Raw genomic sequence first — 15,217 nt, 5'->3', positions numbered from 1 at the left:
TGCGTCAAAGGCGCTCCTCGCCCCTCAGTTCATCCTTTATGTCGGAACTGTTGGCCGTAAGGTCGACGCTGCGCACGCAGTCCTGCGCGGGAGAGCCCCTGAAAGACAATGAGGCCATGGCACGCGGAAAGCTTCGGATCTACCTCGGTGCGGCACCGGGTGTGGGCAAGACGTACGCGATGCTGTCCGAGGCGCACCGTCGGGTGGAGCGCGGCACGGACTGCGTGGTGGCGTTCGTGGAGCACCACGGGCGCCGGCGCACCGAGGTGATGCTGCACGGCCTCGAACAGGTCCCGCGCCGGGACCTGGAGTACCGCGGCGGTCTCTTCACCGAGATGGACGTGGACGCGGTTCTCGCCCGCGCCCCGCGGGTCGCCCTGGTGGACGAACTCGCCCACACCAACGTCCCGGGCTCACGCAACGCCAAGCGCTGGCAGGACGTGGAGGCACTGCTCGCCGCGGGCGTCGACGTGGTGTCGACCGTGAACATCCAGCACCTGGAGTCGCTCGGTGACGTCGTGGAGGCGATCACCGGCGTACGGCAGCAGGAGACCGTGCCCGACGAGCTGGTCCGGCACGCCGACCAGATCGAGCTGGTGGACATGTCACCGCAGGCACTGCGGCGGCGGATGGCGCACGGCAACATCTACCAGCCGGACAAGGTGGACGCGGCCCTGTCCAACTACTTCCGGCCCGGCAACCTCACCGCGCTGCGGGAGCTGGCCCTGCTGTGGCTGGCCGACCGGGTCGACGAATACCTGAAGCAGTACCGCAGCGAGCACCGGGTGTCGGCGATCTGGGGCTCACGCGAGCGGATCGTGGTCGGGCTGACCGGCGGTCCCGAGGGACGCACCCTGATCCGGCGGGCGACGCGGCTGGCGGAGAAGGGCGCCGGCGGCGAGGTGCTGGCCGTCTACATCGCGCGCAGCGACGGGCTGACATCCGCCTCGCCCAAGGAACTGGCGGTCCAGCGCACCCTCGTGGAGGACCTGGGCGGCACCTTCCACCATGTGGTCGGCGACGACATCCCGGCCGCGCTGCTCGACTTCGCCCGCGGGGTCAACGCCACACAGATCGTGCTCGGCTCCTCGCGCCGCAAGGCCTGGCAGTACGTCTTCGGCCCCGGGGTCGGCGCGACGGTCGCCCGGGAGTCGGGCTCCGACCTCGACGTGCACATCGTGACGCACGACGAGGTCGCCAAGGGGCGCGGGCTGCCGGTCGCCCGGGGCGCCCGGCTGGGGCGCGCCCGGATCGTCTGGGGCTGGCTGGTCGGCGTGGTGGGCCCGCCGCTCCTGGCGCTGCTGCTGAACACCGTCCACCTCGGCCTCGCCAACGACATGCTGCTGTTCCTGGCCGTGACGGTGGCGGCGGCGCTGCTCGGCGGACTGCTGCCGGCCCTGGCCTCGGCGGCGCTGGGCTCGCTCCTGCTGAACTACTTCTACACACCGCCCCTGCACAGATGGACGATCGCCGACCCCAAGAACATCGTCGCCATCGTGATCTTCATCGGGGTCGGGGTGTCCGTGGCGTCGGTGGTCGACCTGGCGGCCCGGCGTACGCACCAGGCGGCCCGGCTGCGGGCCGAGTCGGAGATCCTCTCCTACCTGGCGGGCAACGTACTGCGGGGCGAGACCAGCCTGGAGGCGCTGCTGGAGCGGGTGCGCGAGACCTTCGGGATGGAGTCGGCGGCGCTGCTGGAACGGGCGGAGGACAGAGGGCCGTGGACCCGCGCGGGACACGTCGGGTCCGGACCGCCGGTCGAGCGGCCCGAGGACGCGGACGTGGACGTGCCGGTCGGCGACCGTCTCGCGCTGGCGCTCACCGGGCGGGTGCTGCCCGCCGAGGACCGGCGGGTGCTGGCCGCGTTCGCCGCGCAGGCGGTCGTCGTACTGGACCGGCGGCGCCTCCAGGAGGAAGCCGACCAGGCCCGCGCGCTCGCCGAGGGCAACCGCATCCGCACGGCCCTGCTGGCCGCCGTCAGCCATGACCTGCGGACACCGCTGGCCGGGATCAAGGCGGCGGTGTCGAGCCTCAGGTCCGACGACGTGGCCTGGTCGGAGGAGGACCGGGCGGAACTGCTGGAGGGCATCGAGGAGGGCGCGGACCGTCTCGACCACCTGGTGGGCAACCTGCTCGACATGTCCCGCCTCCAGACGGGCACGGTCACGCCGATCATCCGGGAGATCGACCTGGACGAGGTCGTGCCGATGGCGCTCGGTGGGGTGCCGGACCCGGCGCAGAGTGTGGAGCTGGACATCCCGGAGACACTGCCCATGGTCGCGGTGGACGCCGGACTGCTGGAGCGGTCGGTGGCCAACCTCGTCGAGAACGCGGTCAAGTACAGCCCGGGCGGCACGCCCGTGCTGGTGTCGGCGAGTGCGATGTCCGACCGGGTGGAGGTACGGGTCGTCGACCGCGGGCCGGGCGTTCCCGACGAGGCCAAGGAACGGATATTCGCGCCCTTCCAGCGCTACGGCGACGCCCCGCGCGGGGCCGGGGTGGGCCTGGGACTCGCGGTCGCACGTGGTTTCGCCGAGGCCATGGGCGGCACCCTGAACGCCGAGGACACCCCGGGCGGCGGCCTCACCATGGTCCTCAGCGTCCGCGCGGCGGGGCCCCGCCCCGAGCCGCGACCCGCACAACCCGAAAGGCATGCCCCATGCTGAGCCCGGCTGGGGGGACACCCAAGGCCCCCACCAGGGTGCTCGTGGTCGACGACGAGCCGCAGATCGTCCGCGCCCTCGTGATCAACCTCAGGGCCCGCAAGTACGACGTCGACGCGGCGCACGACGGCGCCACCGCCCTCGAACTGGCCGCCGCCCGCCACCCGGACGTCGTCGTCCTCGACCTGGGACTGCCCGACATGGACGGCGTCGAGGTGATCAGAGGGCTGCGCGGCTGGACCAGGGTGCCGATCCTGGTGCTGTCCGCCCGGCACTCCTCGGACGAGAAGGTCGAGGCGCTCGACGCGGGCGCCGACGACTACGTCACCAAGCCGTTCGGCATGGACGAGCTGCTGGCCCGGCTGCGGGCCGCCGTCCGCCGGGCCGAACCCGCCGCGGGCGGCGAGGACGAGGTCCTGGTGGAGACGGAGGGATTCACCGTCGACCTGGCCGCGAAGAAGGTCGACCGGGCCGGCAAGGACGTACGGCTGACCCCCACGGAGTGGCACCTGCTGGAGGTGCTGGTGCGCAACACCGGCCGACTGGTCAGCCAGAAACAGCTGCTCCAGGAGGTGTGGGGGCCGTCGTACGGGACGGAGACCAACTACCTGCGGGTGTACATGGCGCAGCTGAGACGCAAGCTCGAGGCGGATCCCTCGCATCCCAGGCACTTCGTCACCGAACCCGGGATGGGATACCGGTTCGAGCGCTAGTGCCGCGACAGGCAACGTTCGCCCCGTCGCGACGCCCGGCACGCACTCTCGCCGCACCGGCCGAAAGCCCAGGTACGTCCAGTACGAGGACTTCCGGCCGGCACGCCGAGAGCACGCACCGGACGCCGCTCCTTGACGGGCAAACGTTGCCCGCCGCGGCACCAGTGCGACGGCCGGGGCGGTGGCTACGGCACAGGGGTGTGCCCCGGTACGCTTCAGACATGAGTGCTGTTCCTCGTTCCGAAAAGCCGGTGGGCCGGTTCCGGCGCATGCTCGACCGGCTCTCCTCGTCGCAGGAGGACCTGGAGTCCGAGGAGCTGCGGGAGGACACCGAGACGGCCGGCTGCACGCGGATCGGGGACTGCCAGGACCGCCAGATCGTCACGGTTACTGGTACCTTGCGCACGGTCACCCTGCGGCCGCGCGCCGGAGTTCCGGCCCTGGAGGCCGAGCTGTTCGACGGCAGCGCCGCGCTGGACGTGGTGTGGCTGGGCAGGCGCTCCATAGTGGGGATAGAACCGGGGCGCAGGCTCATCGCATCGGGGCGGGTCTCCATGAGCCGGGGCCGCCGGGTGCTGTTCAACCCCAAGTACGAACTGAGACCCCTGGGTAGGGAGTAGCCGGTGACGTCGCTCGACAAGCCGACCGAAGACACGACCGCGGACGACACGGCCGCGGCCGACGCCCGGGCGGTGACCGAGGCCGCGCTGTTCGAAGCGTTCGGCGGGGTGCGGGGCATGGTCGAGACGGTCGTGCCCGGCCTGCTCTTCGTCACGATCTTCACGATCAACAAGGACCTGCACATGTCCGCGATCGCCGCGCTCGCGGTGTCGCTGATCCTGGTCGTGGTCCGCCTGGTGCGGAAGGACACGGTCAAGCACGCCTTCAGCGGGGTCTTCGGCGTCGCCTTCGGTGTCGTCTTCGCGATGATGACCGGCAACGCCAAGGACTTCTATCTGCCGGGCATGCTGTACACGCTGGGCCTCGCCCTCGCCTACATCGTCACCACGCTCTGCGGGGTGCCGTTGATCGGCCTGATCCTGGGTCCGGTCTTCAAGGAGAACCTCTCCTGGCGGACCCGCAACCCGGGCCGCAAGAAGGCGTACGCCAAGGCCAGCTGGGCGTGGGGGCTGATCCTGCTCGCCAAGTGCGCGATCCTGTTCCCGCTGTACTGGTGGGCCGACACCGCGCAGCTGGGCTGGGTGCTGATCGCCCTGAAGATCCCGCCGTTCCTGCTCGCCGTCTGGCTGACGTGGGTCTTCCTCGCGAAGGCGCCCGCGCCGATCGACGTGTTCGCGGAGATGGAGGCGGAGGAGAAGGCCGCTGCCGCGGAGGCGGCGGCTGCTTCGGAGGCCGGTGGGCGGCACCGTCGGGAGGGTTAGTTCCCGGCGATGGGTCAACGCCCTCGGGGGCTGCGCCCCGGACCCCGCTTCGGCCCTGAACGGGCCTGGACATCGATGCCGGACGGGCTGGTGGAGCCGGCCGGGTAGGGAAGGCGGCACGGCCCGCCGTGCGTGACGACGATGGGGCGCCCGGAGAACTCCGGGCGCCCCATCGTCGTCACGTTCGCGGATCAGCTGCCGGTGTCGTCCCTGCGGACCGACAGGAGGTCCTCCAGCTGTTCCTCTCTCGCCTGGGCGGCCACGAACAGCAGTTCGTCGCCCGGCTCGAGGGAGTCCTCGCGGGTCGGGGTGAGGACCCGGGTGCCGCGGATGATGGTGACCAAAGACGTGTCCTCCGGCCACTCCACGTCGCCGACCTGGGTGCCGGCCAGGGCCGACTCCTCGGGGAGGGTCAGTTCGACGAGGTTGGCGTCGCCGTGACTGAAGCGGAGCAACCGGACCAGGTCGCCGACACTCACCGCCTCCTCGACCAGGGCCGACATCAGACGCGGCGTCGAGACGGCCACGTCGACGCCCCAGGACTCGTTGAACAGCCACTCGTTCTTCGGGTTGTTCACCCGGGCGACGACGCGCGGGACCCCGTACTCCGTCTTGGCCAGCAGCGAGACGACCAGGTTGACCTTGTCGTCGCCGGTCGCGGCGATCACGACGTTGCAGCGCTGGAGCGCGGCCTCGTCGAGGGAGGTGATCTCGCAGGCGTCGGCAAGGAGCCACTCCGCCTGCGGGACGCGCTCGACCGAGATCGCGGTCGGCGCCTTGTCCACGAGCAGGACCTCGTGGCCGTTCTCCAGCAGCTCGCCCGCGATCGAGCGGCCGACGGCGCCGGCTCCGGCAATGGCGACCCTCATCAGTGACCGTCCTCCTTGGGGCCCTCGGCGAACGAGGCCTCGACCTTCTCGACCTCGTCGCTGCGCAGCATCACGTGCACGAGGTCGCCTTCCTGGAGCACCGTCTGGGAGGAGGGCAGGATCGCCTCGCCGAGACGGGTGAGGAACGCCACGCGGACGCCCGTCTCCTCCTGGAGCTTGCTGATCTTGTGGCCGACCCAGGACGGAGCGGCGTGCACCTCGGCGAGCTGGACGCCGCCGGTCGGGTCGCGCCACAGCGGCTCGGCGCCGGAGGGGAGCAGCCGGCGCAGCATCTGGTCTGCCGTCCACCGGACGGTGGCGACGGTGGGGATGCCGAGGCGCTGGTACACCTCGGCGCGGCGGGGGTCGTAGATGCGGGCGGCGACGTTCTCGATGCCGAACATCTCACGAGCCACGCGGGCGGCGATGATGTTGGAGTTGTCGCCGCTGGACACGGCCGCGAAGGCGCCTGCCTCCTCGATGCCCGCCTCGCGCAGGGTGTCCTGGTCGAAGCCGACTCCGGTGACACGACGGCCGCCGAAACCGGAGCCCAGTCGTCGGAAGGCGGTGGGGTCCTGGTCGATCACGGCGACCGTGTGCCCCTGTTGCTCCAGGGTCTGGGCGAGAGCGGAACCCACTCTGCCGCAGCCCATGATGACGATGTGCACGACCGTCCTTCCGAGGTCAAGAAGTCAAGAAGTCAATAAATTTCTGGCCTGGCTCCGAACAGGGTCTCAGACCGCCGCCCAAGCTACACACGCGCGGTCGGCGCAGGGCACCCCCGTGCACGCATCGCCCGGGATCAGCGGCGGCTGATGCTCGAGAGACTGAGGAAGGTAAGGATTCCGAGGCCGACGAGGGTACCGACGGCGCCGATGATCTCCGCGGTCGTGTGCATGGACCCTCCGAGGGGCGGCAGCGGGCGGGAATTGTCATATAGACATGGGGGTCGGCCCGGCTGCGGAATCCGCCGCTCCGGCCTGGCCGATTTCACCCGAGAGGCAGACGCGGCACACCGTCACCCGGCTGAGGGCGGGGGAGGGTGGGCGGCCCCGTGTTCGAAGGAATACGATCCTCTGTTGTGTCCAAACTGACCGACGTGCCCAAACGGATTCTGATCGGGCGCGCACTGCGCAGTGATCGGCTCGGAGAAACGCTCCTGCCGAAGCGCATCGCTCTGCCCGTATTCGCTTCCGACCCGTTGTCCTCCGTGGCCTACGCGCCTGGGGAGGTACTGCTGGTCCTGTCCATCGCGGGCGTGTCGGCCTACCACTTCAGCCCGTGGATCGCCCTCGCGGTCGTCGTGCTGATGTTCACGGTGGTCGCCTCCTACCGGCAGAACGTCCACGCCTATCCCAGCGGCGGCGGCGACTACGAGGTGGCCACCACCAACCTCGGCCCCAAGGCCGGCCTGACCGTCGCGAGCGCGCTGCTCGTCGACTACGTCCTGACCGTCGCCGTCTCCATCGCCTCCGGCATCGAGAACCTCGGTTCCGCTGTCCCGTTCGTCGTCGAGCACAAGGTGGCCTGCGCGGTCGCCGTGATCGTGCTGCTGACGCTGATGAACCTGCGCGGCGTCAAGGAGTCCGGGAAGCTCTTCGCCATCCCGACCTACGTCTTCGTCGCGGGCGTCTTCATCATGATCGCCTGGGGCGCCTTCCGCGGGCTGGTGCTCGACGACACCATGCGCGCGCCGACCGCCGCGTACACGATCAAGGCCGAGCACCAGGGCCTGGCCGGTTTCGCCCTGGTCTTCCTGCTGCTGCGCGCCTTCTCCTCCGGCTGTGCCGCGCTCACCGGTGTGGAGGCGATCTCCAACGGCGTCCCCGCCTTCCGCAAGCCCAAGTCGAAGAACGCGGCGAGCACGCTCGCGGCGATGGGCCTGCTGGCCGTCACCATGTTCTGCGGCATCATCGTCCTGGCCCTGGTCACCGACGTCCGGATGGCCGAGAACCCGGCCGCCGACCTGCTGCACAACGGCGTCGCGGTCGGCGCCGGATACGTCCAGAACCCGGTGATCACCCAGGTCGCCGAGGCCGTCTTCGGCAAGGGCAGCTTCCTGTTCATCGTGCTCGCCGCCGCCACGGCCCTGGTGCTGTTCCTGGCCGCGAACACCGCCTACAACGGCTTCCCGGTGCTCGGCTCGATCCTCGCCCAGGACCGCTACCTGCCCCGCCAGCTGCACACCCGCGGCGACCGCCTCGCCTTCTCCAACGGCATCGTGCTGTTGGCCGGCGCCGCCACCCTGCTCGTCGTCATCTACGGCGCGGACTCCACGCGGCTGATCCAGCTGTACATCGTCGGCGTGTTCGTGTCCTTCACGCTCAGCCAGATCGGCATGGTCCGGCACTGGAACCGCCTCCTGGCGACCGAGACCGACCAGCTCAAGCGGCGGCACATGATCCGCTCCCGAGCGATCAACACCTTCGGCGCCTTCTTCACCGGGCTGGTCCTGGTCGTCGTCCTGGTCACCAAGTTCACGCACGGAGCGTGGGTCGCCCTGCTCGGCATGGTGATCTTCTACGGGACGATGACCGCGATCCGCCGCCACTACGACGGCGTGTCCGCGGAGATCGCCGCTCCCGAGGGCCCCAGTGACGACACCGTCCGGCCCTCGCGTGTCCACTCGGTGCTGCTGATCTCCAAGATCCACCGTCCGACGTTGCGCGCTCTCGCCTACGCCAAGCTCATGCGCTCCGACACCCTCGAGGCGCTCACCGTCAACGTCGACCCGGTCGAGACGAAGACGCTGCGCGACGAGTGGGAACGGCGGGGGATCGACGTACCGCTGAAGGTCCTGGACTCGCCCTACCGGGAGGTCACGCGACCGGTCATCGAGTACGTCAAGAGCCTGCGGCACGAGTCGCCGCGCGACGCGGTGTCGGTGATCATCCCGGAGTACGTGGTCGGACACTGGTACGAGCACCTGCTGCACAACCAGAGCGCGCTGCGGCTCAAGGGCCGACTGCTGTTCACGCCGGGCGTCATGGTCACGTCCGTCCCGTACCAGCTCCAGTCCTCGGAGGTGGCGAAGAAGCGCGCCCGCAGGCGCTCGGAGTGGAACGCCCCGGGTGCGGTGCGGCGCGGTCCCCTCCAGGAGGGGCGGCCGAAGGAGCCGTCGGGTTCGGGCGCGACGCCCGGTTCGACCGAGCCCTCGGGTCCGGGCAAGCCGTCGGGTTCGGGCAAGGCACCGGGCTCCTCGGGTCCGGACGCGAAGAACTGACCCTGCCCCGCTGACGCCCGCTCCGCCCCGGCGCATGGTGAACGGCCGGACGACAGCCACGTAGACTGGTGGGCTGTTGTCCGGCCGTTCCTCGTTCGACGTTGTGGAGTCATCCCGCCATGCAGGCAGAACCGAAGAAGTCGCAGGCGGTGTCGCTCGTCGGGCAGGAGTACGAGGTCGAGATCGGCCCCGTCGCCCACGGCGGCCACTGCATCGCCCGGACCGAGGCCGGCCAGGTGCTGTTCGTCCGGCACACGCTGCCCGGCGAGCGGGTCGTGGCCCGGGTGACCGAGGGCGAGGAAGGGGCCCGGTACCTGCGCGCGGACGCGGTGCGGGTGCTGGAGGCGTCCAAGGACCGGGTCGAGGCACCCTGCCCGTACGCCGGCCCCGGCCGCTGCGGCGGCTGCGACTGGCAGCACGCCAAGCCGGGCGCCCAGCGCCGCCTCAAGGGCGAGGTCGTCGCCGAGCAGCTGCTGCGGCTCGCGGGCCTCACGCCCGAGGAGGCCGGCTGGGACGGCACCGTGATGCCGGCCGAGGGAGACAAGCTGCCGCCAGGTCAGGTGCCCTCCTGGCGCACTCGCGTCCAGTACGCGGTGGACGCCGACGGCAACGCCGGCCTGCGACGCCACCGTTCGCACGAGGTCGAGCCGATCGAGCACTGCATGATCGCGGCACCCGGTGTCAGCGAGCTGGGCATCGAGGACCGCGACTGGTCAGGGATGGCGTCCGTCGACGCGATCGCCGCCACCGGCTCCCAGGACCGCATGGTCATCCTGGAGCCCCGGCCCGGCGCCCGGCTTCCTCTCGTCGAACTCGACAGGCCCGTCTCCGTCATGCGCGTCGAGGAGCACGACGGCGGCATCCACCGTGTCCACGGCCGCGCGTTCGTGCGCGAGCGGGCCGACGGCCGGACGTACCGCGTCGGCAGCGGCGGCTTCTGGCAGGTACACCCGCAGGCCGCCGACACCCTCGTCAAGGCGGTCATGCAGGGCCTGCTGCCGCGCAAGGGCGACATGGCGCTCGACCTGTACTGCGGTGTGGGCCTCTTCGCGGGCGCCCTCGCCGACCGCCTCGGCGACAAGGGCGCGGTCCTCGGCATCGAGTCCGGCAAGCGCGCCGTCGAGGACGCCCGGCACAACCTCGCCGGGTTCGAGCGGGTGCGGATCGAGCAGGGCAAGGTGGAGGCGGTGCTTCCGCGCACCGGCATCGACGAGGTCGACCTGATCGTCCTGGATCCGCCCCGGGCGGGCGCGGGCAAGAAGACGGTCGAGCATCTGGTGTCCCTGGGGGCCCGGAAGATCGCGTACGTGGCCTGCGACCCGGCGGCCCTCGCCCGCGACCTGGCGTACTTCCGCGACGGCGGCTACAAGGTGCGGACGCTGCGGGCGTTCGATCTGTTCCCGATGACGCACCACGTGGAGTGCGTGGCGATTCTCGAACCGGCTTCAAAGGCGCCCTGACCTGCGATTTACTTGGACTGCTCAGGTGCGTCGAGGTGTGCCCGACCTGTTTCCCTCAGTCCATCGCGTGGAGTGCGTCGCAGGCTCGCGCCACATGCCTCACCTGCTGCTTCGAAGAGCGGGGTGCGGGCGATGAACGCTCTGCCCCAGCTTCGTGAGGGGGCGGTGGGGGAGGTGTCTTGACGCTCGTTCGACGCTGCTTCTGATGGGGCGTCACGAGGCTCGTGCGCCTGAAACAGCAGCGAGGTCAATGATCAAACTCAGACTGCACGCGGGCTCAGGAGTTGGACGCCAGGCGCGGGTCGGTAGCGCGTGCTGAGATAGCAGCCGTAAAAGTCGCCGCGCCCGCCGTCGCCACCTTGGCGCCGTGCCGGTCGATCAACCAGGCGGTCTCGAGGACGAGCAGGCTCGGCTGCGCGAAGTCGCTGCGTGAGCGCGCGATGAGCTCCTGGACGACGCCCTCGTAGGCGAGCGTTTCGCCGACGCGATGCGCCTTCGCGACTGCTCGGCCAGCGGCCCCGTCCAGTTTCTGCGCAGGACCCGGCCCGACGGCCGGCGTTCTCTTCACGAGGCAGAGACTGCCGATCCATGGACAAACCTTCCTCTCCCGCCCCTGTGCGGGCGCTCTTACGGTCGAGGCTGCGGGCGCTCACCGGCCCGCCGTACCGAAGGAGCAAGACCTCCATGAAGATGACTGGCAACACGATCCTGATCACCGGCGGCACCTCTGGCATCGGTCTCGGCCTGGCGGTGCGTCTGCACGAGGCTGGCAACAAGGTGATTGTCGCCGGCCGGCGCAAGGAACTCCTTGACGAGATCACGGCCGAGCACCCGGGTATCGACGCGGTCGTCCTCGATGTCGCGGACCCTGACTCGATTGCCCGGGCCCGTGAGGCCGTGGCGGCGAGCCACCCGGGGTTGAACGTCCTGGTCAACAACGCCGGCATTCAACTGCTGGAGAGCGTCCTTGACCCGGCAGGACTCCAGGTCGCCGAGGATCACGTCGCGACCAATCTGCTCGGCACGATCCGGATGACGTACGCCTTCCTGCCGCTGCTGGTGGGCAAGGACGACGCGGCCGTCATGAATGTCACCTCCGCGCTGGCGTTCGTACCGTTCCCGATCACGCCGACCTACAGCGCGACCAAGGCCGCGCTGCACTCCTTCTCCGAGAGCCTGCGTATCCAGCTCGCCAGTGCTGACGCCGGTGTCCAGGTGATAGAGGTGGTCCCGGCGGGCGTGCGCACGACCCTGATGGGCCAGCAGGACAGCGAGCAGTCCATGCCGTTGGACGACTTCCTCACCGAGGTCCTCGATCTGCTGCGTGAGAAGCCCGACGCGAAGGAGCTGGTCGTCGAGCCCGCAAGGTTCATCCGCGACGCGGTGGCCACCGGCTCCTACGACGACGTCCTCGCCATGATGACCGGTAGCTGACCGACCTGTAGTGACCGACGCGGAACCAGCAGCACGCGGGCGGGTCCTGTGGGGCCACATGAGGGACGAACGCGAGCGGGACCCGCTTCGGGGTGGTCCTCACCGAGGATGCGGAACGGTAAGGAAGCGTCTTCGGCTTCGCCCCGGTCGTCGCACGGGGCGCGGTCATGGTTGAACTGCTGGTAGTGCTCGGGCTGTTCGTGGTGGTGGTAGTAGGGGGTGCGGACGGTGGCGCCGGCACCCTGGTAGGCCCGGTCGGCGAGCACGAGGATCTGCCGGGTCAGGCACGCTTGGACGATGCCGTGGACCGTCCTGCCTGACTCTGACCAGATCGCCTCGACCGAGAACAGTTGATTCTGCCCGCGTGTCAGAGACGACCGGGCTGTCTCGTCTCAGGTTGCGAAGACAGGTTCTGAGAAGAACCCCACCTCGACAACAGGGAGCTGGGCATGAGCGAGCGGACGACACATCAGAAGGTCGCGCTGGTTACCGGGGCGAACAAGGGGATCGGTCGTGGGGTTGCCGAGCAACTCGCTGCGCTGGGCATGACGGTCCTGATCGGTGCCAGAGACCTGCGGCGCGGTGAGGAAGCCGCTGTGGCGGTGCGCGCGGCCGACGGAGACGCGCACGCCGTCGCCTTGGACGTCACCGACCAGGCCACCGTCCAGGAGGCCGCGAAGCAGGTTGAGGAGCGGTTCGGCTACCTCGACGTACTGATCAACAACGCCGGCATCACCGGCTCTGGGCAGGTCTCGCCCGAAGAGGCCCACGACCAAGTCCCCAGTTCTGTCGACTTGGACATGGTCCGGGCGGTGTTCGAGACCAACGTCTTCGGGGTGATTGCGGTGACCAACGCCATGATTCCACTGCTGCGGCGGTCGCCGGCGCCACGCATCGTCAACGTCAGCAGCCACGCCGCGTCGTTGAGTCTCACCAGCGATCCGGACGGCCCCTTCGCGGCACTGCTGCCGTCGGCTGCATATTCGCCGTCCAAGAGCGCACTGACCGCGCTGACCGTGCAGTACGCCAATGAGCTGCGGAAGGACGGCATCCTTGTCAACGCAGTCGCCCCCGGCTTCGTCGACACGGACAGCAACAACCACACCGGATTCCTTACGGTCGCGCAGGGTGCCGCAGGCGTGGTGCGCCTGGCCATGCTCGGCGCGGATGGCCCGACCGCCGGATTCTTCAGTGAGGAGGGCCCGGTGCCCTGGTGATGGTGGCCCTGGACAACGGGGCGTTCTGCGGGCCGGGCGCCATAGCCGGTCCGCAGGTGCCCGGCCCTGCTGCCGGCCACACGACAGGCAGTGGTAATTGATGGCCGAGGGGCGTGGCTTCTCCAGCTGGGAGCCGACGCCACCCTCGTGGCGGCAGAGATTCAAGGAGGAGCCGGCGTGACGAAGACGGAAGAGTTCCAGGACCTGCGGCCGCTGCTGTTCTCGATCGCCTACCGGATTCTGGGCAGTGTGAGCGAGGCCGAGGACGCGGTCCAGGAGACCTGGCTGCGCTACCAGGCCACCTCCACCCAGCCCGGGTCGGCCAAGGCGTTCCTGTCGACCGTGGTCACCCGGATCTCGATCGACGTGCTGCGCTCAGCCCGCGTCCGGCGGGAGGAGTATGTCGGACCGTGGCTCCCCGAACCGCTGCTGACCGACCCGTACGAGGATCCGGCGCGGTCGGCGGAGCTGGCGGACTCGCTGTCGATGGCGGCCCTGCTCCTGCTGGAGAGGCTCACCCCTCTCGAACGCGCGGTCTTCGTGTTGCGGGAGGTGTTCGCCTTCGGCTTCCCGGAGATCGCATCGGCCGTGGGGCGATCGGAGGCGGCGTGCCACCAGCTCGCGGTGCGGGCGCGCCGTCACATGGACGCGGGCCGGGCCCGGTTCGAGGCGGACCGGAAGGAGCGCGAGGAACTCGCCGAACGGTTCTTTGACGCCTTTCGGGAAGGGGATGTCGACGGGCTGGCCGAGCTGCTGGCCGCCGACGTGTCGATGATCGGCGACAGTGGCGGCAAGGCCCCGCGGTTCAAGCCGGTCGTCCTTGGTGCCGGGCACGTGGTCCGGGTGCTCGCGGCGTTCGTGCCGCTGGTTATCAGGAGCGGTGGTGTTGTGGAGCCGCGGCAGGTGAACAGCCAGCCGGGCGCGATCTTCCGCGACCGGGACGGCCAGGTCCTCAGCATCTGGGCGCTCGACCTACTCGACGGCCAGATCCAGACAATCCACACGGTGAACAACCCCGATAAGCTCGGGCACGTCGGTCCAGTAGCGGACGCCTGGGTGGCTCTCCGTGAGGCGAACCAGGCAGACCGGCCCAAAGATTGACCGAAGAGCCGACTGCGCTCCAGGGCTGGGTTGCAGGGGCTCAGGCCGACACCGGCGGGCTGGCGTAACGGAGGTGCCCGGGCTGTCCTCGCCCCCCCGTACGGGTTGGCCGCGATGGTCGGCACCCACCAAGAGGCCATCTTGGGTGACACCTACCCGAGAAGCTCGAACCGGTTGCCACCGACACTCAGGGCGTTCTCGCTGGTCATCCTAGTAGTGCTTCGTTACGTTGGGTGATCTCTGCTGGTGGTGGGCATCCTCTCCGGTATGAGATTGGGGGAGGTGGAACGGCTCCGGGGTGAGTTATCGGAGTTCGTTGCCGATGTGTTCGCTTCCGTGCCGCGGCGGGATCAGCGGCGGTGGGGTGAGTGTTATCTGCGGGGTCTGATGCTGGACGGTCGGCGGAAGTCGGTCCAGCCGATGGCTGAGCGGCTGCCGGACGGGAACATGCAGGCCCTGCCAGCAGTACGTGAACCAGTCGCCGTGGGATCCGCGGCCGGTGCGGCGGCGGATCGCCGAGCGGCTGGCCGAGGCGATCACGCCCGAGGTGTGGGTGATCGACGACGTGTCGTTCCCCAAGTGCGGCACCGCGTCGGTGGGGGTGGCCCGGCAGTACTGCGGGGCGGTCGGTAAGCGGGCGAATTGCCAGGTCGCGGTCAGCGTCCATGCCGCCACCGACACCGCGTCCTGCCCGCTGGACTGGCAGTTGTATCTGCCGCGCGAGTGGGCGGATGAGCCGGACCGCCGCCGCAGGGCCGGAGTCCCCGACGGCACCGGCCACCAGGAGAAGTGGCGTCTGGCGCTTGGCCTGCTCGACACACTCGCCGCCTGGCGGTTGAAGGCGCCGGTGGTGGTCGCCGATGCCGGCTACGGCGTCAGCACCCCATTCCGGCTCGGTCTCGAGCAGCGAGGGCTGGCCTATGTCCTGGCCCTGACCGGAAAGGAAGTCGCCCATCCGGAGGATGCCGAGCCGCATCGGCCCCGCTGATGGCGGGCTCGGGCCGCCGACGCTGCCCCGTTACCGCATCCCACCGCGGGCCGTCTCCGCCCTCGCAGTCGAGGCCGGTGCCGGCCGGTTCACCGAGGTGACCTGGCGTCAGGGCAGCAAAGGCGCGATGAGCTTGCGGTTCGCGGTGCTGAGGGCCTGTCAAACGA

At 69.8% G+C, this 15,217-nt stretch carries 12 protein-coding genes and 2 pseudogenes; 10 read left to right on the top strand and 4 right to left on the bottom strand.

Annotation, left to right across the window (positions count from 1 at the left end):
• The first annotated feature begins 116 nt into the window (after positions 1-116).
• The 4 genes from OHS71_RS11405 (at position 117) to OHS71_RS11390 (ending at position 4,758) form a co-directional block, all read left to right on the top strand.
• Positions 117-2,666 carry a sensor histidine kinase gene (locus OHS71_RS11405; RefSeq protein WP_328479274.1) on the top strand — a complete coding sequence of 850 codons (2,550 nt, stop codon included), beginning with the start codon at positions 117-119 and terminating at the stop codon, positions 2,664-2,666.
• Positions 2,660-3,376: a response regulator gene (locus OHS71_RS11400; RefSeq protein WP_328479273.1), complete on the top strand. Its 717-nt coding sequence runs from the start codon at positions 2,660-2,662 to the stop codon at positions 3,374-3,376. The genes OHS71_RS11405 and OHS71_RS11400 overlap by 7 nt, the downstream gene beginning before the upstream one ends.
• A gap of 221 nt (positions 3,377-3,597) precedes the next feature.
• Positions 3,598-3,996: an OB-fold nucleic acid binding domain-containing protein gene (locus tag OHS71_RS11395; protein WP_306948879.1), complete on the top strand. Its 399-nt coding sequence runs from the start codon at positions 3,598-3,600 to the stop codon at positions 3,994-3,996.
• A gap of 3 nt (positions 3,997-3,999) precedes the next feature.
• Positions 4,000-4,758, top strand: coding sequence for a DUF3159 domain-containing protein (locus OHS71_RS11390; protein ID WP_328479272.1), 759 nt, complete (start codon positions 4,000-4,002; stop codon positions 4,756-4,758).
• 191 nt (positions 4,759-4,949) lie between these two features.
• Here OHS71_RS11390 and OHS71_RS11385 read toward each other — a convergent pair whose 3' ends face one another.
• Both OHS71_RS11385 and OHS71_RS11380 read right to left on the bottom strand, forming a co-directional pair.
• Positions 4,950-5,627: a potassium channel family protein gene (locus OHS71_RS11385; protein WP_328479271.1), complete on the bottom strand. Its 678-nt coding sequence runs from the start codon at positions 5,625-5,627 to the stop codon at positions 4,950-4,952.
• A complete protein-coding gene (locus tag OHS71_RS11380) occupies positions 5,627-6,295 on the bottom strand; it encodes a potassium channel family protein (RefSeq protein WP_328479270.1) in 669 nt (222 codons plus the stop codon). Before OHS71_RS11380 ends, OHS71_RS11385 begins: the two co-directional genes overlap by 1 nt.
• A gap of 413 nt (positions 6,296-6,708) precedes the next feature.
• Here OHS71_RS11380 and OHS71_RS11375 point away from each other — a divergent pair, with 413 nt between their 5' ends.
• On the top strand, positions 6,709-8,850 hold the full coding sequence (locus OHS71_RS11375) for an APC family permease (protein WP_328479269.1): 2,142 nt from the start codon (positions 6,709-6,711) through the stop codon (positions 8,848-8,850).
• Positions 8,851-8,969: 119 nt separating this feature from the next.
• Entirely contained in the window at positions 8,970-10,310 is a 1,341-nt protein-coding gene (locus OHS71_RS11370) for a class I SAM-dependent RNA methyltransferase (RefSeq protein ID WP_328479268.1), read from the top strand.
• Positions 10,311-10,587: 277 nt separating this feature from the next.
• Here OHS71_RS11370 and OHS71_RS11365 read toward each other — a convergent pair whose 3' ends face one another.
• Positions 10,588-10,878, bottom strand: a complete 291-nt coding sequence (locus OHS71_RS11365; RefSeq protein WP_328479267.1) for a hypothetical protein — start codon at positions 10,876-10,878, stop codon at positions 10,588-10,590.
• A 116-nt stretch (positions 10,879-10,994) separates the two neighbouring features.
• On the opposite strand from OHS71_RS11365, the gene OHS71_RS11360 reads away from it, so the two are divergent.
• The gene (locus OHS71_RS11360; protein ID WP_328479266.1) at positions 10,995-11,744 is read left to right on the top strand and encodes an SDR family oxidoreductase; all 750 of its coding nucleotides are present in this window, start codon (positions 10,995-10,997) and stop codon (positions 11,742-11,744) included.
• A 131-nt stretch (positions 11,745-11,875) separates the two neighbouring features.
• Here the strand turns inward: OHS71_RS11360 and OHS71_RS11355 are convergent.
• A pseudogene (locus tag OHS71_RS11355) lies at positions 11,876-12,049 on the bottom strand (IS5/IS1182 family transposase); the annotation flags it as partial.
• 144 nt (positions 12,050-12,193) lie between these two features.
• Between OHS71_RS11355 and OHS71_RS11350 the strand changes: the two are divergent.
• The 3 genes and pseudogenes from OHS71_RS11350 to OHS71_RS11340 all read left to right on the top strand — a co-directional run.
• On the top strand, positions 12,194-12,961 hold the full coding sequence (locus OHS71_RS11350; RefSeq protein WP_328479265.1) for an SDR family NAD(P)-dependent oxidoreductase: 768 nt from the start codon (positions 12,194-12,196) through the stop codon (positions 12,959-12,961).
• A 177-nt stretch (positions 12,962-13,138) separates the two neighbouring features.
• Complete coding sequence (locus OHS71_RS11345) at positions 13,139-14,062, top strand: RNA polymerase sigma-70 factor (RefSeq protein ID WP_057605725.1); 924 nt, start codon at positions 13,139-13,141, stop codon at positions 14,060-14,062.
• Between the two features lie 267 nt (positions 14,063-14,329).
• Positions 14,330-15,204 (top strand): annotated as a pseudogene (locus OHS71_RS11340) (IS701 family transposase); the annotation flags it as partial.
• Between the last annotated feature and the right edge of the window lie 13 nt (positions 15,205-15,217).

The sequence above is a fragment of the Streptomyces sp. NBC_00377 genome (assembly GCF_036075115.1).
In the GTDB taxonomy this organism is placed as follows: Bacteria; Actinomycetota; Actinomycetes; order Streptomycetales; family Streptomycetaceae; genus Streptomyces.
The sequence above is the reverse complement of the archived record's forward strand: the minus strand, read 5'-3'. Positions and strand labels throughout refer to the sequence as shown.

What these genes read in the sequence shown, in the direction of transcription:
- OHS71_RS11360 (WP_328479266.1), top strand. Translation starts at nt 10,995, where the DNA reads ATGAAGATGACTGGCAACACGATCCTGATCACCGGCGGCACCTCTGGC.
- OHS71_RS11405 (WP_328479274.1), top strand. Translation starts at nt 117, where the DNA reads ATGGCACGCGGAAAGCTTCGGATCTACCTCGGTGCGGCACCGGGTGTG.
- OHS71_RS11400 (WP_328479273.1), top strand. Translation starts at nt 2,660, where the DNA reads ATGCTGAGCCCGGCTGGGGGGACACCCAAGGCCCCCACCAGGGTGCTC.
- OHS71_RS11395 (WP_306948879.1), top strand. Translation starts at nt 3,598, where the DNA reads ATGAGTGCTGTTCCTCGTTCCGAAAAGCCGGTGGGCCGGTTCCGGCGC.
- OHS71_RS11385 (WP_328479271.1), bottom strand. Translation starts at nt 5,627, where the DNA reads ATGAGGGTCGCCATTGCCGGAGCCGGCGCCGTCGGCCGCTCGATCGCG.
- OHS71_RS11350 (WP_328479265.1), top strand. Translation starts at nt 12,194, where the DNA reads ATGAGCGAGCGGACGACACATCAGAAGGTCGCGCTGGTTACCGGGGCG.
- OHS71_RS11370 (WP_328479268.1), top strand. Translation starts at nt 8,970, where the DNA reads ATGCAGGCAGAACCGAAGAAGTCGCAGGCGGTGTCGCTCGTCGGGCAG.